The 20522-nt window shown below is 58.5% G+C and carries 19 protein-coding genes and 1 pseudogene; 14 read left to right on the forward strand and 6 right to left on the reverse strand.

The annotated features are described in order from the left end of the window. Nucleotides 1-1261: 1261 nt before the first annotated feature. Nucleotides 1262-1594 (reverse strand): annotated as a pseudogene (locus ACN28Q_RS25205) (GntP family permease); the annotation flags it as partial. Between the two features lie 137 nt (nt 1595-1731). Then, the gene (gene hisD, locus ACN28Q_RS21895; protein ID WP_095848274.1) at nt 1732-3039 is read right to left on the reverse strand and encodes a histidinol dehydrogenase; all 1308 of its coding nucleotides are present in this window, start codon (nt 3037-3039) and stop codon (nt 1732-1734) included. A gap of 183 nt (nt 3040-3222) precedes the next feature. On the opposite strand from hisD, the gene ACN28Q_RS21900 reads away from it, so the two are divergent. Then, nucleotides 3223-4260, forward strand: a complete 1038-nt coding sequence (locus ACN28Q_RS21900; RefSeq protein ID WP_095848275.1) for a LacI family DNA-binding transcriptional regulator — start codon at nt 3223-3225, stop codon at nt 4258-4260. Between the two features lie 226 nt (nt 4261-4486). Here ACN28Q_RS21900 and ACN28Q_RS21905 read toward each other — a convergent pair whose 3' ends face one another. Genes ACN28Q_RS21905 through ACN28Q_RS21920 form a run of 4 tightly spaced genes read right to left on the reverse strand, consistent with a single transcriptional unit; the run spans nt 4487 to nt 8159 of the window. Further along, nucleotides 4487-5893 carry an MmgE/PrpD family protein gene (locus ACN28Q_RS21905; protein WP_095848277.1) on the reverse strand — a complete coding sequence of 469 codons (1407 nt, stop codon included), beginning with the start codon at nt 5891-5893 and terminating at the stop codon, nt 4487-4489. 6 nt (nt 5894-5899) lie between these two features. Further along, nucleotides 5900-6574, reverse strand: a complete 675-nt coding sequence (locus ACN28Q_RS21910; protein ID WP_095848278.1) for an amino acid ABC transporter permease — start codon at nt 6572-6574, stop codon at nt 5900-5902. After that, entirely contained in the window at nt 6574-7365 is a 792-nt protein-coding gene (locus ACN28Q_RS21915) for an amino acid ABC transporter ATP-binding protein (RefSeq protein WP_095848279.1), read from the reverse strand. The genes ACN28Q_RS21910 and ACN28Q_RS21915 overlap by 1 nt, the downstream gene beginning before the upstream one ends. Before the next feature lie 5 nt (nt 7366-7370). Then, entirely contained in the window at nt 7371-8159 is a 789-nt protein-coding gene (locus tag ACN28Q_RS21920) for a substrate-binding periplasmic protein (protein WP_095848280.1), read from the reverse strand. A gap of 95 nt (nt 8160-8254) precedes the next feature. On the opposite strand from ACN28Q_RS21920, the gene ACN28Q_RS21925 reads away from it, so the two are divergent. The 13 genes from ACN28Q_RS21925 to ACN28Q_RS21985 all read left to right on the forward strand — a co-directional run bounded on the left by ACN28Q_RS21925 (nt 8255) and on the right by ACN28Q_RS21985 (nt 20469). Continuing rightward, nucleotides 8255-9151 (forward strand): LysR family transcriptional regulator, encoded by an 897-nt coding sequence (locus ACN28Q_RS21925; protein WP_095849150.1) that lies wholly within the window; start codon nt 8255-8257, stop codon nt 9149-9151. Nucleotides 9152-9553: 402 nt separating this feature from the next. Next, complete coding sequence (gspC, locus tag ACN28Q_RS21930; protein WP_230469559.1) at nt 9554-10390, forward strand: type II secretion system protein GspC; 837 nt, start codon at nt 9554-9556, stop codon at nt 10388-10390. Between the two features lie 57 nt (nt 10391-10447). After that, nucleotides 10448-12367 carry a type II secretion system secretin GspD gene (gene gspD / locus ACN28Q_RS21935; RefSeq protein ID WP_095849151.1) on the forward strand — a complete coding sequence of 640 codons (1920 nt, stop codon included), beginning with the start codon at nt 10448-10450 and terminating at the stop codon, nt 12365-12367. Continuing rightward, complete coding sequence (gene gspE, locus ACN28Q_RS21940; RefSeq protein WP_095848282.1) at nt 12364-13854, forward strand: type II secretion system ATPase GspE; 1491 nt, start codon at nt 12364-12366, stop codon at nt 13852-13854. The genes gspD and gspE overlap by 4 nt, the downstream gene beginning before the upstream one ends. Nucleotide 13855: 1 nt before the next feature. Next, nucleotides 13856-15079 carry a type II secretion system inner membrane protein GspF gene (gene gspF / locus ACN28Q_RS21945; RefSeq protein ID WP_095848283.1) on the forward strand — a complete coding sequence of 408 codons (1224 nt, stop codon included), beginning with the start codon at nt 13856-13858 and terminating at the stop codon, nt 15077-15079. 33 nt (nt 15080-15112) lie between these two features. Further along, complete coding sequence (gene gspG, locus ACN28Q_RS21950; RefSeq protein WP_095848284.1) at nt 15113-15538, forward strand: type II secretion system major pseudopilin GspG; 426 nt, start codon at nt 15113-15115, stop codon at nt 15536-15538. Between the two features lie 3 nt (nt 15539-15541). Next, nucleotides 15542-16084, forward strand: a complete 543-nt coding sequence (gene gspH / locus ACN28Q_RS21955) for a type II secretion system minor pseudopilin GspH (RefSeq protein WP_095848285.1) — start codon at nt 15542-15544, stop codon at nt 16082-16084. Next, a complete protein-coding gene (gene gspI / locus ACN28Q_RS21960; RefSeq protein ID WP_095848286.1) occupies nt 16081-16464 on the forward strand; it encodes a type II secretion system minor pseudopilin GspI in 384 nt (127 codons plus the stop codon). Before gspH ends, gspI begins: the two co-directional genes overlap by 4 nt. A gap of 35 nt (nt 16465-16499) precedes the next feature. Beyond that, nucleotides 16500-17060 (forward strand): type II secretion system minor pseudopilin GspJ, encoded by a 561-nt coding sequence (gspJ, locus tag ACN28Q_RS21965; RefSeq protein WP_230469562.1) that lies wholly within the window; start codon nt 16500-16502, stop codon nt 17058-17060. After that, nucleotides 17057-18007 (forward strand): type II secretion system minor pseudopilin GspK, encoded by a 951-nt coding sequence (gene gspK, locus ACN28Q_RS21970; protein ID WP_095848288.1) that lies wholly within the window; start codon nt 17057-17059, stop codon nt 18005-18007. The genes gspJ and gspK overlap by 4 nt, the downstream gene beginning before the upstream one ends. Before the next feature lie 32 nt (nt 18008-18039). Continuing rightward, nucleotides 18040-19245, forward strand: coding sequence for a type II secretion system protein GspL (gspL, locus tag ACN28Q_RS21975; protein WP_230469560.1), 1206 nt, complete (start codon nt 18040-18042; stop codon nt 19243-19245). Continuing rightward, nucleotides 19242-19733 (forward strand): type II secretion system protein M, encoded by a 492-nt coding sequence (gspM, locus tag ACN28Q_RS21980; protein ID WP_095848289.1) that lies wholly within the window; start codon nt 19242-19244, stop codon nt 19731-19733. The genes gspL and gspM overlap by 4 nt, the downstream gene beginning before the upstream one ends. Further along, entirely contained in the window at nt 19723-20469 is a 747-nt protein-coding gene (locus ACN28Q_RS21985) for a type II secretion system protein N (RefSeq protein ID WP_095848290.1), read from the forward strand. The genes gspM and ACN28Q_RS21985 overlap by 11 nt, the downstream gene beginning before the upstream one ends. Nucleotides 20470-20522 lie beyond the last annotated feature (53 nt).

Below are 20522 nucleotides of genomic sequence, written 5' to 3' on the forward strand. Positions count from 1 at the left end.
GGCAGGCAGCTCGAACTGGAAGGGTTGCGCTATCTAAAATTGTGTCATTGCCTATTTTTTATATGGTTACCACAACGTCAAGAACAGGTGAATTTATGGCTGATTGGTCAAAGCTTGCCGGGAATGCCGCCGAGGTTGGTAGGCATGCAATAGCGCTCATGTACGAGCGCTATTGCGTTTAGGACGGAATTTTTTACCAATACTGGTAAAGAGCACTGATAGATGGTTATAGCAGCTAAACCAGCCCGGTCAGGTAATAGACTCCAATGATAAAGAAGGCGGCCATGACCTTGAAAATGGTGATACCGAAGATAGGTTTATATGCTTCTCTGTGCGTTAGCCCAGTGACCGCCAGCAATGTAATGATGGCGCCATTATGGGGCAAGGTATCCATACCGCCAGCTGCCATAGAGGCAACCCGGTGCATAACTTCCAGAGGGATATGTGCGGCATGGGCGGCAGCAACAAACTGATCTGACATCGCAGCCAGTGCGATACTCATACCGCCTGATGACGAACCGGTGATGCCGGAAAGCAGGTTGATTGTAATCGCCTGGTTAAGCAACGGATTAGGTATTGCTTTTAACGCTTCGGCTACTGCAACAAAGCCGGGAAGCGCGGAGATAACACCGCCAAAACCATACTCTGAAGCTGTATTCAATGCGGCAAGCATCGCACCGCTTACGGCGGCTTTACTGCCTTCCGCCAGCTTATTAGCTACGGTGCGCCAGGCGAAAATAAAGATCGTGAAAATACCGCACAACAGCGCCGCCAGTACGGCCCAGATGGCGACCATTTTAGTGACGTCGCTCTGGATAGGGCTTTTTAATCCCGGTAAGGCTATTTCATAGGTGGCGCCGTACCAATGAGGGAGTGCATGGGTGAATATCAGATTCATCACGCCGACCACAACCAGCGGCAACAGGGCGATCATCGGATGAATAAGAGGTATATCCTCCGGTGTTGCGGGCTCATTGCGCAATGTGGTGCCATATCCTTCGCCAGAGCGCTGTGCTCGCCGTCGCGCAAGATCCAGATACAATAAGCCGCCGCCGACGACAAAAAGAGAGCCCAGGATGCCCAGCCAAGGCGCGGCCCACGAGGTAGTTCCGTAAAATGTGGTGGGAATGATGTTTTGAATTTGGGGCGAACCGGGAAGGGCATCCATCGTAAATGTAAATGCACCCAGCGCAATAGTGGCCGGCATCAAACGCTTAGGGATATTCCCCTGCCGGAACATTTCGGCAGCGAATGGATAAACGGCAAACACGACGACAAACAGCGAGACGCCGCCATAAGTCAACAAACCGCAGACCAGGATAATCACTGTCATTGCCTGGTTTTTTCCTAATAGCCGTGTAATGGCGCTCACTATTGCGCGCGAGAAGCCGGAAAGTTCGATCAATTTGCCAAAAACGGCCCCCAGCAAAAAGACCGGGAAATAGAGTTTGACGAAGCCAACGAACTTTTCCATAAAGACATCGGTGAACATGGGCGCTACGGCGGAGGGATGGGTCAACAACACTGCACCCAGCGCAGCCACAGGGGCAAATAAAATTACGCTATATCCCCGATAGGCGACCAGCATCAACATCACCAATGCCAGTAATGCAATAAAGACGTCCATAGAGTCTCCATGGTAGAAAGAGAGACAGCGCAGAGTGTTTTAACGCTCTGCACCATCTTGGGCGGCTGTTTTTTACATGTGTTTGGGTCGTTGCTGGCGCGATATTATTCGGCGATCCCGGCATACGGTACGTCTTTGTGGCCATAACGGCGTACGCGAATGTTTGCTTGCTCGCCGTGGCCGGCAAAGCCTTCCAGTGCGCAAAGGCGTGAACAATATTCACCCACTAAAGCAGAAGCCTCATCGGTGAGTACTCTCTGGTAAGAACAGGTTTTTAAGAATTTACCCACCCACAGCCCGCCGGTATAACGGGCCGCTTTTTTGGTTGGCAATGTGTGGTTGGTGCCGATCACTTTATCGCCGTAAGCGACATTTGTGCGCGGGCCCAGAAACAAGGCACCAAAGTTGCGGAGGTTGGCAAGGAACCAGTCAGGTTGTTTCGTCATCACTTGGACATGCTCAAAGGCCAGTTTATCCGCGATGTCCAGCATCTCTTCATCGCTATCCGCAACGATAATTTCACCAAGTTTTTCCCAGGATTGGCGGGCAATTTGCGCCGTCGGCAATATGTTTAACAGACGTTCAATTTCCGCCAATGTCTCTTTTGCCAATTTTTCTGATGTTGTCAGTAGAATGGCTGGCGAATCCGGGCCATGCTCTGCCTGCCCTAACAGATCTGTCGCGCAGATCTCGCCGTCAACGCTGTCATCGGCAATCACCAGAGTTTCTGTCGGGCCAGCAAACAGGTCGATACCCACACGGCCAAATAGTTGACGTTTGGCTTCGGCAACAAACGCGTTTCCCGGGCCGACCAACATATCTACCGGCGCAATAGACTTGGTGCCGATGGCCATCGCGCCAACGGCCTGAATGCCGCCGAGGCAATAGATCTCATCGGCGCCGGCCATGTGCTGGGCCACGACAATCGCCGGGGCGGGTTTTCCGTTGAACGGGGGAGCGCAAGTGACAATCCGTGGGACGCCCGCGACTTTAGCTGTGATCACGGACATATGCGCAGAGGCCAGCAGAGGGTATTTTCCGCCAGGAACATAGCAGCCGGCGGTATTTACAGGGATATTCTTATGACCGAGGATAACGCCGGGTAGGGTTTCAACCTCAATATCGACCAGGCTGTTACGCTGGTGTTGGGCAAAATTGCGAACTTGCTCTTGTGCAAAAGCAATATCGGCGATATCGCGCTCTGACAACTGCGCGTAACACGCCTGAATTTCCGCCTCTGTTAAACGATAATCTTCCCGATCCAGCTTATCATAGCGAATGGAAAGCTCACGAATCGCCGCATCGCCTCGTTCTTCAATGTCAGCCAGAATCTGTTCAACCGTGTCGCGTACTTTGCGATCGGCATTTTTGATTGCCTCTGCTTCAGCACCTTTTTTAAGCCATTTTGCCATGATGAACTACTCCATAGATGTTAATTAATTGTTTGTGAATTCGAATTCACGTGTATCTTAGTGTTAAATTTTAGTGAGCGTAAAGAAGCGTTGCATTCGAATGCAACGCAGATCGCAAAAATTATGCATTGAGACTGAGATCCACCATAATGTGGGCAGGATAATTATTGGGAGGAGGGTCTGATGACAGGACGTACGCGCCGCCCAGTCACCAGTTATGATGTGGCTAAACTCGCGGGGGTATCACAATCCGCCGTATCACGCGCTTTTACTGAAGGGGGGAAAATCTCGCCGGTTATGCGTGAAAAAGTCAGGGAGGCGGCTATGGCCTTGGGTTATCGCCCTAGCTTTGTTGCCCGCTCATTGATTACGCGGCGTTCCAACCTTATTGGTGTGGTGGTGCCTGGGTTAGCAAACCCATTCTATGCAAACCTGTTAGATCGGCTATCTCTCGAATTAAACCAGTTGGGATACCGTGTCCTGCTCTTCTCCATGTATAACGACGATGATACCGATCCTATTTTGGAAGACGTCTTACGGCACCGTGTTGAGGCATTGATCCTGGTTTCCACCAGTCTGTCGTCTCATTTTGCTGAAGAATGCCAGCATAATGGCCTACCCGTGTTGCTGCTGAACCGTAAGAATGACAGTGAAACGGTTTCCAGCGTGACCAGTGACAACCGTCCTGCCGCCGCCGCCATCGCGGATTTTCTTATTGCCGGTGGCCACCGCCATATTGCCTTTATGGCGGGGCGGGAGAGCTCATCGACCAGCCGTGATCGTGAAGAGGGTTTTACACAGCGCCTGCTCCTGCGGGGTTTTGAACCGCCGCAACGTGCCGTCGGGCTGTATACTATTGAAGGTGCGATGGCTGCCACCCGTAGTTTGCTGGCGGGGGGACGGCGGCCCGATGCACTCTTCTGTGCCAATGACATTATGGCTATCGGCGCGCTTAACGTCGCCGTGGGTGAACTGGGTATGATTGCGGGAGAAGATATTTCTGTCGTCGGTTTTGATGACATAGCAATGGCAGGTTGGCCCATGTATAACTTGACGACCTATGTCCAGCCAATCAGTGAGATGGTTTCCGCTACCGTTGCCATCATTTCCTCACAGTTGAAGGATGTTGAAGCATCTGCTATTCAGCAGGTTTTACCCGGTATGTTGGTGATCCGTGGCAGCACAAGGCCGGTAGATGGGTACGAGCTAAAACACCAATAGGAAGTTAGAGCCTATCCCATTAGGGCTATTTTTCTTGCCATTTTGAACCTGGGCAGTGCTCGAAATCCTCACGTACTCCGTGTACGCTCCGGTTTACTCGCTCCGCTCGCCCTACGGGCCGGACTAAAGTCCGTTCAACATGCGCGGCATGTTGTCTGCGCGCTGTCCGTGTCCAAACTGGCTGCGACAATAACGCCTATTGGGATAGGCTCTTAGTTAAGTTTGCTTAAGGCGCGGGCGAAAAGCCGGTCAGCTCCACAGCCGAACAGTACGACACGGCACCGTTTTCCTGCATCACTCGGGCAATCAGTTGTTCAACCTGCAGCTTATCCCCGCCTAAATTACGCCGCGCCTTGGTCATCATCTCCGCCTCGCTCATTGGGCGTTCGGCGCTGCCCAGCGGCTTGTTGCGCTCTTGCACGGCGCTTTCGCCGTGGCGATGCGTCACCACCACGCGCGCGCCGGGCTGGCGTGCTGGACCATTCATTCGTTGTGTAAATTCAGGGGTGATAACGGCCGTCACTTTATCCGCCAGCGCCTGCAATGCCGCATTTTGCATGCTGTGCTCCGTATACCAGTCGGCGCCGGGTAGCAGGCCGCCGGCGACCGCCGCCATCGTCCAGGGCAGGCTGAACTGCGCGTCAGTGGCCGTGCGGGGGCGGTAGTCCATCATATCCTCGACCAGCCGCGGGAAGGTCTGCACCTCAATGGCGCGGATATCCGCCGCCTGCCAGCCGGTCTGCTGCATAATGCACTCCATGCATTCCAGCGCGCAGGCCAGCCAGCGGCAGGCGGGATAGCGCTTAAAGCTGCCGTAACCGGCGTACCAGTGGCTGCCGAGATTATCGGTCAGCATTTCCGGTACGAAGTGGTCGGAACCGATCATTCGCCAAAAGCCCTGATCGCCGTCGAGCGCGTCAAGGCTGCCGCTCAGGCCCTGTTGCACCATGATCACCGCCTGCACCGCTGCCTGTGCCGCCGGCGCCACGGCATCTTTAAGTGCCATCAGCGGTCGCTGTTGCCAGTTGTACTGATGCAGGCTGGGCAGCGGCGTCAGCACGGCGGCCAGCCCAATGGCCTGATTCAACTGCGCCGGGGGCAGGCCCAGCAGCAGCCCGGCTACCAGCGCCGCGCCGATTGTCTGATGCTGCGCCACGCCGTATACCTGGCTGAAGCGTTCTGCCGAGGGTTGGATGGCGTGGATTAGCCGATTATTCACCTCGAAGCCGGCCGTCAGGGCGGTGATCAGCGTGTCATGCGTTACCGGCCGCGGGCTAAGATCAAGGGCGACCAGCGCCGTGGCGATAAGGGTTGCGCCGGGGTGGCCGAGCCCTTTGCCGTCGATCTCCACGCCGTCATCGTGGTCCAGGCCGTTTATCACGGCGGCGTTGGCGAAAGCGGCTGCCAGCGGGCTGAAACCGGGCTCGCCGAAGACGGTGCAGTCACCGTTTCCGCCGAACAGCCGGGTGGCGCGGATAACCGGTTCGCTGACGCGGTGGCGGCTGGCGGCCCAACCGCAGGCGAGGGCATCCAGCAAATGCAGCCGAACCTTGTGGCGGATGACGGCCGGAATAGTTGGCGCAGATAAAGAACAGGCAAAATTTACCAACTGGCGTGTCGCGGTGATATTCATGGTTATTCAACGTTTGAAGTAACGGGTGCGGATCCTGCGCTCGGCATAGCTTGCCAGCAGTGACAGCGGAAGAATGGTGGCGACGAAAAACAGCGCCACAAAGGTCAGCGTTTCCAGCGGGCGGAAGGTGGCGGTGCTCAGCCGTTGCCCTTGATAGAGGATCTCGCCCGTCGCGATATAGCTCGCCAGTACCGAGTTCTTTATCGACATCACGCACTGGCTGACAAACGCCGGCAAGATCCGCAAAAAGGCCACCGGCCCGGTAATCCGAACCAACACTTTCAGCGGCGACATCCCCACCGACAGGCCGGCCTCAACCAGGCCATGATCGACCGATTGCAGGCCAGCGCGAAATATTTCGGCGAAAAACACGCTGCCATATAACGAGATGGCCAGTACGCAGGTCAGATACGAGGAGAGGGTCAGGCCGAACAGAATCGGCAGGCAGTAGTAAGCCCAGACGATCAGCACCAGCGGGGGGATTGAACGCACAATCTCAATCAGCCCCTGGGTGGGCAAGCGGATCGCCGCCCTGGAAGCGCCACGTAACGGCGCAAGCAGGGCGCCGCCAAGAATACTTAGCGTGACCGAGGCCAAAACGATTTTAAAGGTGGTGAATATCCCTGCCAGCAGAACGGCGTGATATTGCCACAGTATTGAGAAATCCCAGTGATATGACATTAGCGCAGATCCTCCGCCGTCACGCCGGACAGCGCCATAAAGTGACGGATAGGGGCATGGTGCGGCCGTGACCAGATTTCCCGCGGGGTCGCTTCTTCCACCAACCTGCCGTTCTCCATCAACAGCAGCCGGCTACAGACCTGCAGGGCAAAGCGCATTTCATGAGTAACGACCATCATGGTGGTGCCGCTGGCCGCCAGTTCAGAGATCACCGCCAGCACCTCGCCGACGGACTCCGGATCGAGCGCAGAGGTGGGTTCATCGAACAGGATCACCCGCGGCTCCATCGCCAGGGCGCGAGCGATAGATACCCGCTGCTGCTGACCACCGGAAAGTTGCACCGGAAAGTCGCCGGCTTTTTCCGCCAACCCCATACGCGTGAGCAGCGCCATCGCTTTCTCCGTAGCGGCTTTACGCGACATACCGAGCACCTGTATCGGCCCTTCAATAATGTTTTGCAGCACGCTGCGGTGCGGCCACAGATTAAAGTGCTGGAACACCATCGCCATTGATGCGCGTTGGCGCGCCAGTGTGCGCCGTTTCACCGGTTTTCTCTGCGCGCCGTAAAACCCGATCTCTTCCTCGCCCAGCCAGATATGCCCGCTGTCTGGGATCTCCAGCATGTTCAGGCAGCGCAGCAGGGTGGATTTCCCCGCGCCGCTGCGGCCAATGATGCCAATCACCTCCGAGGGGCGAACCTCGAAGGAGACGTCATCAATGATTTTATTACCCGAGAACGATTTGCTGAGCGCGGCAATTTTCAGCAGCGGTAATGAAGACGATTGGCTCATCAGGGTTATTTCGCCGGGTGAGTGTATTGATGCCAGATTTTTTTCAGCGTGCCGTCTTTATCCAACTGTTCAAGCCGCCCATCCAGCCACGCCTGTAACTGCGGGCGATCTTTACGCAGGCCCATATTGGTGGCCTGCTCTTTGACCGGCTGCGGGATAATCATCGTGCCCTGATGGCGCTTCTGAATATATTGCGCCATCTGTATATCGTTGGTGACGATGGCGTCGGCGCGGCCGCTCTCCATCTGCAGTTGCATGTTGTCGCTATCGGGAACGATAATCCACTGCGCTTTATCCAACTGCGGTTGCAGCAGCGTTACTGCCGCCGAACCGTCAATCGCGGCAAGCCGGGTTTGTGGATTATTGATGGTTGCCCAGGCCTGATATTTCTTGGTGTCTTTCTCCAGCGTCAGTACGCCCATCTGGTGAGAGCCCATCGGGCGGGTAAAGTCGACGGCTTTGGCTCTTTCCGGCGTGTTATTAAAGCCACCTAAAATATCGAAACGGTTGGACTGCAAACCCGCCACGGCGGTGCCCCACTGGGTATCGACGTATTCAATTTTGATATCGGTATTTTTAAATATCGCCTGCACGACGTCGGGTACCAGCCCGGTCCACTGGTCGGTCAGCAGATCTTTCTGATACCACGGCGGCGCGTTGACCGCACCGACGCGGATGATATGGTTTGGCAGGATCGTATTGATATTGTCCTCGGCCTGCGCCGGAAGCTGCGTTAAGAAAATCCCCGGTATCAGCAACAATGCCGACATTAAACGTGCAGTGAATAATTTCATTTTATGCCCCTGAGTGAATATAATTAGTGATTCTATAACCCTGGGTGCATGCATTTTAAATGCATAATCATCATATCGTTATCTGGAAAATGGCAATGACCCCCAAGCAACTCGACGTCTTTATCAGTATCGTTCAGCTCGGTTCAGTGACAGCAGCGGCGGCGCAGTTAGCCATGTCCCAGCCTTCGGTGAGCAAAAGCCTGGCGCTTATCGAGCAACAGATGGGGTTCAGCCTGTTTGAACGCTATAAGGGCAAAATGCAGCCGACCCCCGAAGCCAGGGAACTGTATAAAGAAGCGCTGCGCGTGCATCAGGACCGGCTGCGTTTCGAGCGCTTTGTTGATCACCTCCGCCAATACCGCGTCGGGCAGTTGCGGGTCTGCGCCACGCCTGCGCTGGCGCTAAATATGTTGCCGCGGGCGGTGGCGCGCTTTCGCCAGGCCTTTCCGGATTATGGCGTGGTGGCGGACATGTGCCTGAATAATGACATTGAGGCGGCGGTGGAAGGCGGGCGTTACGATCTCGGCTTTATGGTCAAGCCCGGCCACGAGCCGGAGGATAACCGGCTGGCCGTCAGCCGGGGCGAAATGGTGTGCGTGCTGCCCGAGCAGCATCCGCTGGCGCAGCAGGCCGAGGTCTGTTGGCAGGATATCTCGCCGCGCGAACTGGTTTTTATCACCACCGACGCGCGGCTGGTCGCCATGATTGCCGAAGAGGTGCCGGCGTTCCGCCAGCGCCAGGTGGCGGCGGTAGAAACCAACCGTTACAGCATGGCGATTAATCTGGTCAGGCACGGGAATAATAGTGCAACTATCGTTGACCGTTTCTCTCTACAGGGGATCGACACCGCCGGGCTGGCGGTGCGAGCGTTCCGCCCTGCATTACCGATTTCAGTCGTGGCGATCACCGATGGGCACAGCGTCATGTCCCAGCCGGGCGAGGTGTTTGTGAGCCTGATGATGGAATTAATGGCGGAAACTGCCGATATATGAAAAGCAAAAAGCCCGCTTAAGCGGGGGATGCCGCGCACTTAGGCTGGGCTGAGTGCCAATGTTCGTATCGCGTTAAACGTCGTCTTCCAACAACCTTCCCGTACCGCCGGCGCGGATGAGAAAAACCACCCGCCCATAATAGCCTGGCGGTGCCGCGCCATAGCACGATCTACCGCCAATTCTACCGCCGGTCATCCTGTTCTCCGCTTAGTGGGGTGTTGCCCCGACGCCTTCATAAAAGTGCAATAAAGCATTGCTAGCTTTATGCACGCTATTTGACTGCAAGGGATATTGCGCCGGGGAAAGCTAAGGCTCGTTAAATAATAATAGTGAGTACGGGGTTATGATTTTTTTCTGGTTTGCTATCCAGTCGGCGCCGGGCACCGTTGCGGCGCCCGACGAATGACTCTTTTGTCTCTGCGGCCGGCATTGTCGATGATGCTGTGGCAACGTTTTCTATTCTGGGGGTTACTGTTGCTGATCGCTCAGCAACTGGCGGCGTTAAGCTGGCGCCTGTGGCTACCCGAACTCATACCTGCCGGTATCGCGCCCGCCGTGTCCGCGCCTGCCTCGCCGCCGGTGGCAGCGCGCGCCACGGCGGCGACGCTGACCTTATTTGGCCTTCCTTCCGACGGGCGGATGCCATCCGCAGCCGTCAATCCCGCTCTGCTGACGGATCTTCCGTTGACTGCGCTTAAGCTGCGGTTAACCGGCGTGCTCGCCAGTCCGGATCCAAAACGTTCGATCGCCATTATCGCCAAAGACAATCAGCAGTTCAGCCGCAGCGTCGGCGAAGCGGTTCCCGGCTATGCAGCCAAAGTGACGGCGATTTCCGCCGATCGGGTGGTGCTTGAATACCAGGGGCGTTATGAAGCTTTACGTCTATACGACGATGCCGCGCCGCCGCAGGCCTCTGGCGGCGAACCCTCCATAGCGCAATTAAAAGCACGGCTACAGAGCAAGCCGATGCAAGTGATGGATTACATCACGATTTCTCCGGTGATGAACGGCAACGCGCTGATCGGTTATCGCCTCAATCCCGGCAAACAGAGCGAGCTCTTTCACCGGGTTGGTCTGCATGAAAACGATCTGGCCGTGGCGCTTAATGGCCTGGATTTACGCGATGCGCAGCAGGCGCAACAGGCGATGGAGCAATTACCCGGCCTGAGCGAAATAACCCTCACGATTGAACGCGAGGGGCAACGACAGGACATTTATCTGGTAGCCGGAGATGACTAATTGTTAAGTAAAAAAATAAAGCCGCGCTGGCGTTTGCTGGGAGCTGGCGTGCTGTTGATGTGGGTTTCCTGTGGTTGGGGTGCCGAATTTTCCGCCAGTTTTAAAGGGACGGATATTCAGGAATTCATTAACACGGTGAGCAAAAATCTGAACAAAACGGTGATTATCGATCCGGCGGTGAAAGGCACGATTACGGTACGCAGCTATGACATGATGAACGAAGAGCAGTACTACCAGTTCTTCCTCAGCGTGCTGGATGTCTATGGCTTCGCCGCTATTCCGATGGATAACGGCGTGTTGAAGATCATCCGTGCCAAAGACGCCAAAACCGCGGCGGGGCCGGTGGCCAGTGATACGCAGCCCGGTCTGGGGGATGAGGTGGTCACCCGGGTAGTGCCGGTCAATAACGTGGCCGCGCGCGATTTGGCGCCGTTGCTGCGCCAGCTTAATGACAACGCCGGGGCGGGTAGCGTGGTGCATTATGAGCCATCCAACGTCTTGCTGATGACCGGCCGCGCGGCGGTGGTCAAACGGCTGATGGCGATTGTCGAACAGGTCGATAAGGTCGGCGATCGCAACGTAGTGACCGTGCCGCTGGCGTATGCTTCCGCGGTTGAAGTGGTCAGGATGGTGACGGAGCTGAATAAAAACGAGGGTAAATCGGCGTTGCCCGGCAGCATGGTGGCCACACTGGTGGCGGACGAACGAACCAACTCGATAATGGTCAGCGGCGAACCGAATTCTCGGCAGCGGACCATCGGGATGATAAAGCAGCTCGATCATGAACAGGCGGTGCAGGGCAATACCAAAGTCATTTATCTGAAATACGCCAAAGCCAGCGATCTGGTTGAGGTGCTGAACGGGGTCAGCGACAGCATCCAGGGCGAACAAAAAAACGCCAAGCCGGCGCAGGCGCTGCTGAAGGATGTCACCATCAAGGCGCACGATCAGACCAACTCGCTGATTGTCACCGCGGCGCCGGATGTGATGCGCGATCTGGAGCAGGTGATCGAGAAGCTGGATATTCGCCGTTCCCAGGTGCTGGTGGAAGCGATTATTGCCGAGGTGCAGGACGCGGACGGGCTGAATCTCGGCATTCAATGGGGCAATAAGCATGCCGGCATGACGCAATTCACCAATACCGGTCTGCCGATCGCCAGCGTGGCGGCCGGTGCGGAACAATACCGCCAGGATGGCACGGTGGATAGCACGCTGGCGAGCACCATCAACAGTTTCAGCGGCATCGCCGCCGGGTTTTATTCCGGCAACTGGGCGATGTTGCTGACTGCGCTCTCCAGCGACAGTAAAAACGACATTCTGGCGACGCCGAGTATCGTTACGCTGGACAACAAAGAAGCGACGTTTAACGTCGGTCAGGAGGTGCCGGTGCTGTCCGGCTCGCGCACCACCTCCGGCGATAATATTTTTAACACCGTCGAGCGTAAAACGGTCGGTATCAAGCTGAAGGTCAAGCCACAGATTAACGAAGGGGATTCGGTGCTGCTGGAAATAGAGCAGGAGGTTTCCAGCGTGGCCGATTCCTCCTCCAGCAGCAGTGCGGAGCTGGGGGCGACCTTTAATACCCGGACGGTGAACAACGCGGTGCTGGTCGGCAGCGGGGAAACCGTGGTGGTTGGCGGCCTGCTGGATAAAAGAACCCAGGAAACGGCGAGTAAGGTGCCGTTTCTGGGGGATATTCCGCTGCTGGGCCGTTTATTTCGCTCCGATAGCAAACAGGTGTCGAAACGCAACCTGATGCTGTTTATTCGCCCGTCGATTATCCGCGATAGCCAACAGTACCGCCATGCCTCGGCGGATAAATACCATGCATTCGCCCAGGAACACGAACAGCAACGTCAGGGGGAAAGTATCCTGACCGACGACGTGCTTAAACTGCCGCGCGAAGGCAACAATGCCTACACCTTCAGACAGGTGCAGTCGGCGATAGCCGCGTTCTATCGGCCGGGGGAGCGATGAACGATCGCGAGTCAGGCGGTGGCGAGCAGCGTCCGTTGTTGCCCTTTGCCTGGGCGCGGGCGCAGCAAATCCTGCTGTTACAGGAGCAGGCGGCGTTCCGGGCGATCTGCATGGCGCAGACCGCAGCCCCGGCGCTGCTGGAAGCGCGGCGGGTGGCCGGCGGCCCGTTGAGCGTGCAACTGGTGAGCGAAGAAGCATTCGAACATCAACTGGTCGCTTGTTATCAGCGCGATTCCAACGAAGCTAAACGCATGATGGAGGACATCGGCAACGACATCGATTTCTACACCTTGGCGGAAGAGTTGCCCGACAGCGACGATCTGCTGGATGCCGACGACGATGCGCCGATTATTCGCCTGATCAACGCCATGCTGACCGAAGCGATAAAAGAGAAGGCTTCGGACATCCATATAGAAACCTATGAGCGCCACTTGCAGATCCGCTTTCGGATCGACGGCGTGCTGCGTGAAATTTTGCGCCCCCGGCGCAAGCTGGCGTCGCTGCTGGTATCGCGCATTAAGGTGATGGCGCGGCTGGATATCGCTGAAAAGCGCGTGCCGCAGGATGGGCGCATGGCGCTGCGCATCGGCGGTCGGGCGGTCGACGTGCGGGTATCCACGCTGCCTTCAAACCATGGCGAGCGCGTGGTGTTGCGGCTGCTGGATAAAAACAGCGTGCCGCTGGATCTGGCGCTGCTCGGTATGTCCGCTCATCTGCAGCAACAGATGAATGACCTGATTCACCGCCCTCACGGCATCATCCTGGTCACCGGCCCGACCGGTTCGGGCAAAAGCACCACGCTGTATGCGGCGCTGAGACAGCTGAACGCGGCGGAGCGCAACATCATGACGGTGGAGGATCCCATCGAATACGAGCTGGACGGCATCGGCCAGACCCAGGTCAACCCGCGGGTGGAGATGACCTTTGCCCGCGGGCTGCGCGCCATTTTGCGTCAGGATCCGGACGTGGTGCTGGTGGGGGAAATCCGCGACGGCGAAACGGCGCAGATTGCGGTGCAGGCTTCGCTGACCGGCCATCTGGTGCTGTCCACGCTGCATACCAATAGCGCGCTCGGCGCGCTGCCGCGCCTGCAGGACATGGGCATTGAATCCTTTTTACTGGCTACCTCGCTGTTGGGGGTGCTGGCGCAACGCCTGGTGCGAACGCTGTGCCCTGATTGTCGGCAACCCTGGACGGTCGATGGGCAACAGGCCGTGCAGATGGGGATCGCGCCCGGCAGCCAGATCTACCGGCCGACCGGCTGCGCGTTGTGCAATTTCACCGGTTATCGCGGCCGTACCGGCATTCATGAGCTGCTGACGATCGACGAGCGGGTACGTGCGGCGATCCAGCGCGGCGAGGGCGAACTGGCCATCGCGCGGATGTCGGGCGTCCAGCGCGCATCAATGCGTCAGGACGGGCTGGAAAAAGTGCTGGCCGGCATCACCAGTTGGGAAGAGGTGGTGCGGATGACCACGGAGGAGTGACATGGCGCTATTCCACTATCAGGCGTTGAACGCGCAGGGCAAAAAGTGTCGCGGCATGCAGGAGGCGGATTCCGCGCGCCAGGCGCGCCAACTGCTGCGTGAGCAGGGGCTGGTGCCGCTGGCGCTGGAAGAGGGCCGGGACGAACGCCAGGCCGCGCCGGCAGGCATGCGTCTGTTGCGGCGGCGCAACATCGGCGCCGCCGATCTGGCCTTACTGACTCGCCAATTGGCCACGTTGGTGGCCGCCGGGCTGCCGTTGGAAGAAGCGCTGGACGCGGTGGCGCGCCAAAGTGAAAAACCGCGGTTGAGCGCGCTGATGGCCGGCGTGCGGGCCAAAGTTCTGGAGGGGCATGCGCTGGCGGAAGCGCTAAGCGGCTTCCCCGCCAGCTTTGACCGGCTGTATTGCGCCATGGTGGCGGCGGGGGAAGCGTCCGGCCATCTGGATACGGTGCTCAACCGGCTGGCGGACTATACCGAACAGCGTCAGCAAATGCGCGGCCGGATACAGCAGGCGATGATCTACCCCTGTGTGCTGACCGTGGTGGCGATCGGGGTAGTGAGCATTTTACTGTCGGCGGTAGTGCCGAAAGTGGTGGAGCAATTTATCCATATGAAGCAGGCGCTGCCGCTTTCCACCCGCTTACTGATGGGGCTTAGCGATGCAGTGCGCCATATCGGCCCCTGGCTGCTGCTGGCGTTGCTGGCGGGGGCGTTGCTGGGCAAATCGCTATTGCGGCAGGAGAAAAGGCGCGTCGCATTTCATCGCCGTTTGCTGTGTCTGCCGCTGTTGGGGCGCATTGCGCGCGGCCTGAATACGGCGCGTTACGCCCGCACGCTGAGTATTCTCAACGCCAGTTCGGTGCCGTTGCTACAGGCGATGCGCATCAGCGGCGATGTGATGAACAACGATTACGCGCGTTACCGGCTGGCGCAGGCCACCGATGCGGTACGCGAAGGGGTGAGTTTGCATAAGGCGCTGGAGCAGACCCGGTTATTTCCGCCGATGATGCGCCATATGATCGCCAGCGGCGAACGCAGCGGTGAACTGGACAGCATGCTGGCGCGGGCGGCGGATAATCAGGACCGCGAGTTCAGCGCCCAGATAACGCTGGCGCTGGGGCTGTTTGAGCCGTTGCTGGTCGTCACTATGGCGGCCATCGTGCTGTTTATCGTCATGGCGATACTACAGCCGATTCTGCAATTGAATACCTTAATGAGTTCATGAAGTTAGCGAAAATTTTAGCGATGGAGAAAACGGATGCAGCAGCGTCAGCGTGGTTTCACCCTGTTAGAGATCATGGTGGTTATCGTTATTCTGGGCGTGTTGGCCAGTCTGGTGGTGCCTAATTTGATGGGTAATAAAGAGAAGGCCGATCGGCAGAAGGCGACCAGCGATCTGGTGGCGTTGGAAAGCGCACTGGATATGTACAAGCTGGATAACCACCGTTATCCCAGCACCGAGCAGGGATTAGTGGCGCTGGTGACAAAAAGCAACCTGGCGCCGGAGCCGCGCAACTATCCGCAGGATGGCTATATCCGCCGTCTGCCGAAGGATCCGTGGGGCAATGATTATCAGCTCCTGAACCCCGGCCAACACGGCCAGTTGGATGTCTTTTCGTTCGGCCCGGACGGTATGCCGGATACCGATGACGATCTCGGCAACTGGAACCTCGGCGGGAAATAGCCGATGGCCGGTGATGCGCGCGGCTTCACGCTGCTGGAAATGATGCTGGTGGTGTTGCTGATCGGCAGCGCTGCCAGCCTGGTGATGATGTCATTTCCTGCCGACCGGCGGGAGGACGCCGCATATCAGTTGGCGCGTTTCCAGGCGCAGTTGGATTTCGCGGTGGATAACAGCCAGTTGCATGAGCAGTTGCTGGGTATCAGCATCTATCCCGACCGCTGGCAGTTTAACGTGCTGCAGCGCCGGCAAACCGCTCAACCGGATAGCGGCGATGATGTGTGGCGCGGCTATCGCTGGCAGCCATGGCAACCCCGGCGTCTGGCGGCGTCGGCGCAACTGCCGGCCGCCGTGCGTCTTGAACTGCATCTGCGCGATACCGGGGAAGGCGATAAGCAACCGGCCATTTTGATTCTGCCGGGCGGGGAGATAACCCCCTTCACGTTGGTTTTTCATAATGCGCAACAGGGCATTTCATCCTGGCTACAGGTGGACGACAGCGGACGGATAAGCACTTCGCTGAGCGATAACGGTGAGGCGGCGCCATGAGACGGCAGCAGGGGATGACGTTACTGGAGGTGCTGGTCGCGGTCAGCGTTTTCGCACTCGCCGGTCTGGCGTTATTGAAAGCCACGACGCAGCAGGCCGCCGGCATCGGCCGTCTGGAAGAGAAAACTTTTGCCGCCTGGATTGCGGAAAATCAGCAGGTGAGGCTGCGGTTGGAGCAAACCTGGCCGGAAACCCGCTGGGTCAGCGGCGAAACTCAGTTTGCCGGCGAGCGCTGGTATTGGCGCTGGCAGGGGGTAGCGACCGGCGACAGCCAACTGCGGGCGTTGGACGTGGAAGTCCGACGGCAGAAAAACGCGGTATCGGCCGAGGGGTACTTACGCACTTATGTGGTGCGTCAGGGCGCGGGGAGCGGCGGGTGAAGCGCGGGCGTAATCAGGGTTTCACGCTGCTGGAGATGCTGTTGGCGCTGGCTATTTTCGCCGCGCTGAGCGTCGGCGCCATGCAGATTTTGCACGCGGTACTGCGCAACGATGAACTCGCACAGCATAAAGCCGAACGCCTGGCGCAGTTGCAGCGCGCCTTCGGTCAGTTGGACGGCGATTTTTCCCACCTGATTGCGCGCCGTAGCCGTGCGAACGAGCAGCCGTTTTATGCCGCCCGCTATCAGATGAAAAGCGACGATTGGGCGGTGACATTTACCCGTAATGGTTGGCCCAATCCCTTCGGGCTGCTGCGCCGTTCGGAGTTACAGCTGGTCAGCTATCGTTTGCAAAACCGGCAGCTACAGCGGTTGCACTACCGTCACCCTGACCCGTTGCCGGGCGAGGAGCCGATAGTGACGCCGTTGCTGAGCGGCGTGGAGGGGTTTCGCCTACGCTTTTTCGCTAACGGCACATGGCGGGAGCGCTGGGACAGCAGCACGCGCCTGCCGCAGGGTATCGAAGTGGTATTGATACTGGCCGATTACGGCGAGCTATCGCGGCTATTTATCGTGACGACGGGCGAAGAGGCATGATGCGCAGGCAGCGCGGCGTCGCGCTCCTGGTGGTGTTGCTGATGCTGGCGCTGATGGCGGCATTGGCTGCCGTGATGGCCGAACGCAGCGGACGCAGTTTGCTGCGCGCCGAAGGGCAACTTGGCCGCCAGCAGGCCAAATGGTATGCGCTGGGCGCGGAATCGCTGGCGGGCAATATCCTGCTGCGCGACGCGCTGGATTCGCCGCAGCGAACCCATCTGGCGCAATTCTGGGCGCAGCAGGGGCGCCAGTTTCCGGTGGATGGCGGAGAGATTCAGGGCCGGATACGCGACGGCCGCGCCTGCCTTAATCTCAATGCCATCAACCAATCGGCTGATAATAACGGCACCGCGTTGACCACGCCTTATCCTGCGCAGGTCTTGCAGTATCTGCTGATCAATCTGGGTGAGGAGGATGTGCGGGCGCAGCAGGTGACGGGGGCGGTACGCGACTGGATCGACGCCGACGGCTATCCGGCGGCCAACGGCGCGGAGGATGCGTCTTACGCCTCGCTTTCGCCGCCTTATCGTCCCGCCAACCAGCCGATGAGCGATATCAGCGAGCTGCGCACGGTATACGGCGTCGACGCCGATCTCTATCAGCGCCTGTTGCCTTACGTTTGCGTATTACCGCAGGAAACGTTGGCGATCAATATTAATACCCTGAGCGAGGAGCAGGCGCCTTTGTTGGCGGCGCTGTTGCTTAATCAACTGGACAGCGGACAGGCCGCGGCATTGCTGAGCCTGCGGCCGCGCACCGGCTGGGAAAGCCTGGACGAGCTGTGGCGGACGGATCTGCTGCGCGACATCGATAACGCCACCGCCCGGCAGTTCCTGACGGTAAAAAGCGATGTGTTTTTTGTTGATCTTCACGTGCGGGTGGGCGACAGCGATATCCATCAGCACAGTTTGTTGCGCCTTAACGATAGAAAAATCACCGTGTTGTAAAGGAAATATGGCTGGGACAGGGCGGAGGAGCCGTGATTAAACAGAACAAGGCGGATGGGAAGCTGCGCCTGGTTGTGCGCCTGGCGCACGATGAACAAGGCGAGATCGGCTGGTTGCTGTGGTCGGATGCCACGGCGCGGGCCGTGGCCCGGGGGCAAGGTTCGCTTGCGTCCGTGCGTGCGGCGCTGGCGCCTTATGCCGCGGTGAACCCGGCGCAGGTGCTGGTGCCCGCTACCGGCATCGCGTTCCATCAGGTGAGTTTATCACGCCGGGCACGGCGTCAGCAGGAGCAGGTGATTCCTTTTATGTTGGAGGATCAGCTCGCCGCGGATATTGAACAGTTGCACTTCGCCGTACTGGAATGGCGTGGTGAGCAAGCCGCGGTGGCGGTGGCGGCGAAAGCACTGATGCGCCAGTGGATGGCGCAGTGCGCCGAACTGGGGATCGGCGTTGCGCGTCTGGTGCCGGACGTTTTGGCGCTACCGTTGCATGACGAGGGATGGAGCGCGCTGCGGGAGCAGGATGTCTGGCTATTTCGTCAGTCGCGCTGCCGCGGCATGGCCGCGGAAACGTCATGGCTGCCGGCGCTGTTGAACGCCTGTGCGCCGCTGCCGCCGGTATGCTGCTACGGCGATCCGCCGGACTATGGCCTAGAGTGGCGGCAGCAGCCGGTCGCCGATGTGCTGACGCTGGCGGCGATGGGCGGCAATCTACCTGCGGTAGATCTACGCCAGGGCGAATTCGCCGCACCAACTCCGTGGCGTCAGGGGCGGGCAACCTGGCGGCGCATCGCGCTGGCATCGGTGTGCTATCTGGGGCTGCTGGCGACAGACGCCGCCTGGACGCACTATCAGCATTATCAGCAGGCGAATTACTGGCGTCAGGAAAGCGTGCGCATTTATCGGCAACTCTTTCCGGCAGAGAACAACGTGGTGAATCCACGCGTACAAATGCAGCAGCATCTTCAGCGCCTGACGGATGATGGTCACGCCTCGCCGTTGGCGCAGCAGTTGGCGCAATTACAGCGGTTGATGTCGCGCAACGCCGGCGTGGCGTTGCAAATGCTGGCCTATGACGGCTCGCGCGGCGAATGGCGTCTGGATTTACGCGCCGCCGGCTACCAAGAGCTGGAGCAGCTTCAGCGGCAGGCTGCCGCGGCCTACCAAGTAACGCCCGGTGAAATGAGGCAAAACAGTGGCGGTGTTGAAGGCCGCCTGGTGTTGAGGATCAAGCAATGAATGCACTACGCCGCCGCTGGTTGTCGATTAGCGCGCGTGAACGCGTGCTGCTGACGATTTGCGCCCTGTCGATCGCGTTATGGCTTGGCTATTACCTGATCTGGCAGCCATGGCAGCAACGCGAGGGCCAATGGCGGTTGATTGCCGAACGCGAACGGCAGACGGCGATCTGGCTACGGCAGCAGGCGCCGCGTATTAAACAGGCTGCCGGGGCCCCCGCGGCGCAGGGGGAATCACAACCTGGGCTTTCCGCCCAGGTGGCGCGTAGCGCCAGCCGTCACGGGTTGAATATCATTCGCCTGCAACCGCAGGGGCGGCAAGTGACGGTGACGCTGACACCGAGCGATTTCAATGCGTTGATACACTGGTTGAGCGAGCTGGAAGGCGAAGCGGTGAAAACGCAGATCCTGGAGGTCAGCGCCGTGCCTGCCGAAACGGGCAGGGTGACGGTCGGCAAGCTGCTGCTGGAGCGCACCGATGCGGGCTAACGTACGGGTGGCCGCCGTGTTTATGCTGCTTTACCTGCTGTTTCTGATTGTTCAGCTACCGGCCGGCGTATTGATAAGCCGGCTGCCCGCGGGCATCTCCGCCGCGCAGGCGGCGGGCACGCTGTGGCATGGCGAACTGCAGCAGGTGCGCTGGCGAACGCACGCCGTGGGGAATATCTCCTGGCGTCTCGGTCTGTCCGCGCTGACGCCGGTGTTGCATCTGCGGCTGCAAAACCCCGAAGGCATCAGCGGGCAGGGTAACGTTCGCGGCTGGCGCCGCCTGCAGTTTGAACAATGGCAACTGTCGGCGCCGGCGGATTATGCGTTGAGCCATCTGCCCCTTTCGGTTCCCCTGCGCGCGACCGGCAGGCTGCAGCTCCAGGTTCAGCGCGCTACCTTTGCGCAGCGGCGCTGCGATGCGCTGACGGCAACGCTGAGCTGGCGCGATGCGGTGTTGATAAGCCCGCTGGGCGGCGTTGAGTTGGCCAATCCGCTGGCGACGCTAAGTTGCCGCCAGGGAAATATTGATGCGCAAGTGCGGCAGAAATCCGCGCACCTGCAACTGTCGGGGCAGGGGGCGTTGATGCCTTCGGGGCAGTACCGTTTCGCCGGCCGGTTAATGCGCGGGGATGAGTTGCCGACGGGCTTAAAACAGCTGTTGGCCGCCCAGCGTAATGTTAACGCGCGCGGAGAAATAGAGTTTCAGTATGAAGGGCGGTTAACGCCCGCCTTTTAAGCAAAATTGCGCGGCGTTGCGCAGCATTGACGGCGGCCATCAGGCCGAAATTG

It is taken from the genome of Gibbsiella quercinecans (assembly GCF_002291425.1).
Lineage (GTDB): Bacteria > Pseudomonadota > Gammaproteobacteria > Enterobacterales > Enterobacteriaceae > Gibbsiella > Gibbsiella quercinecans.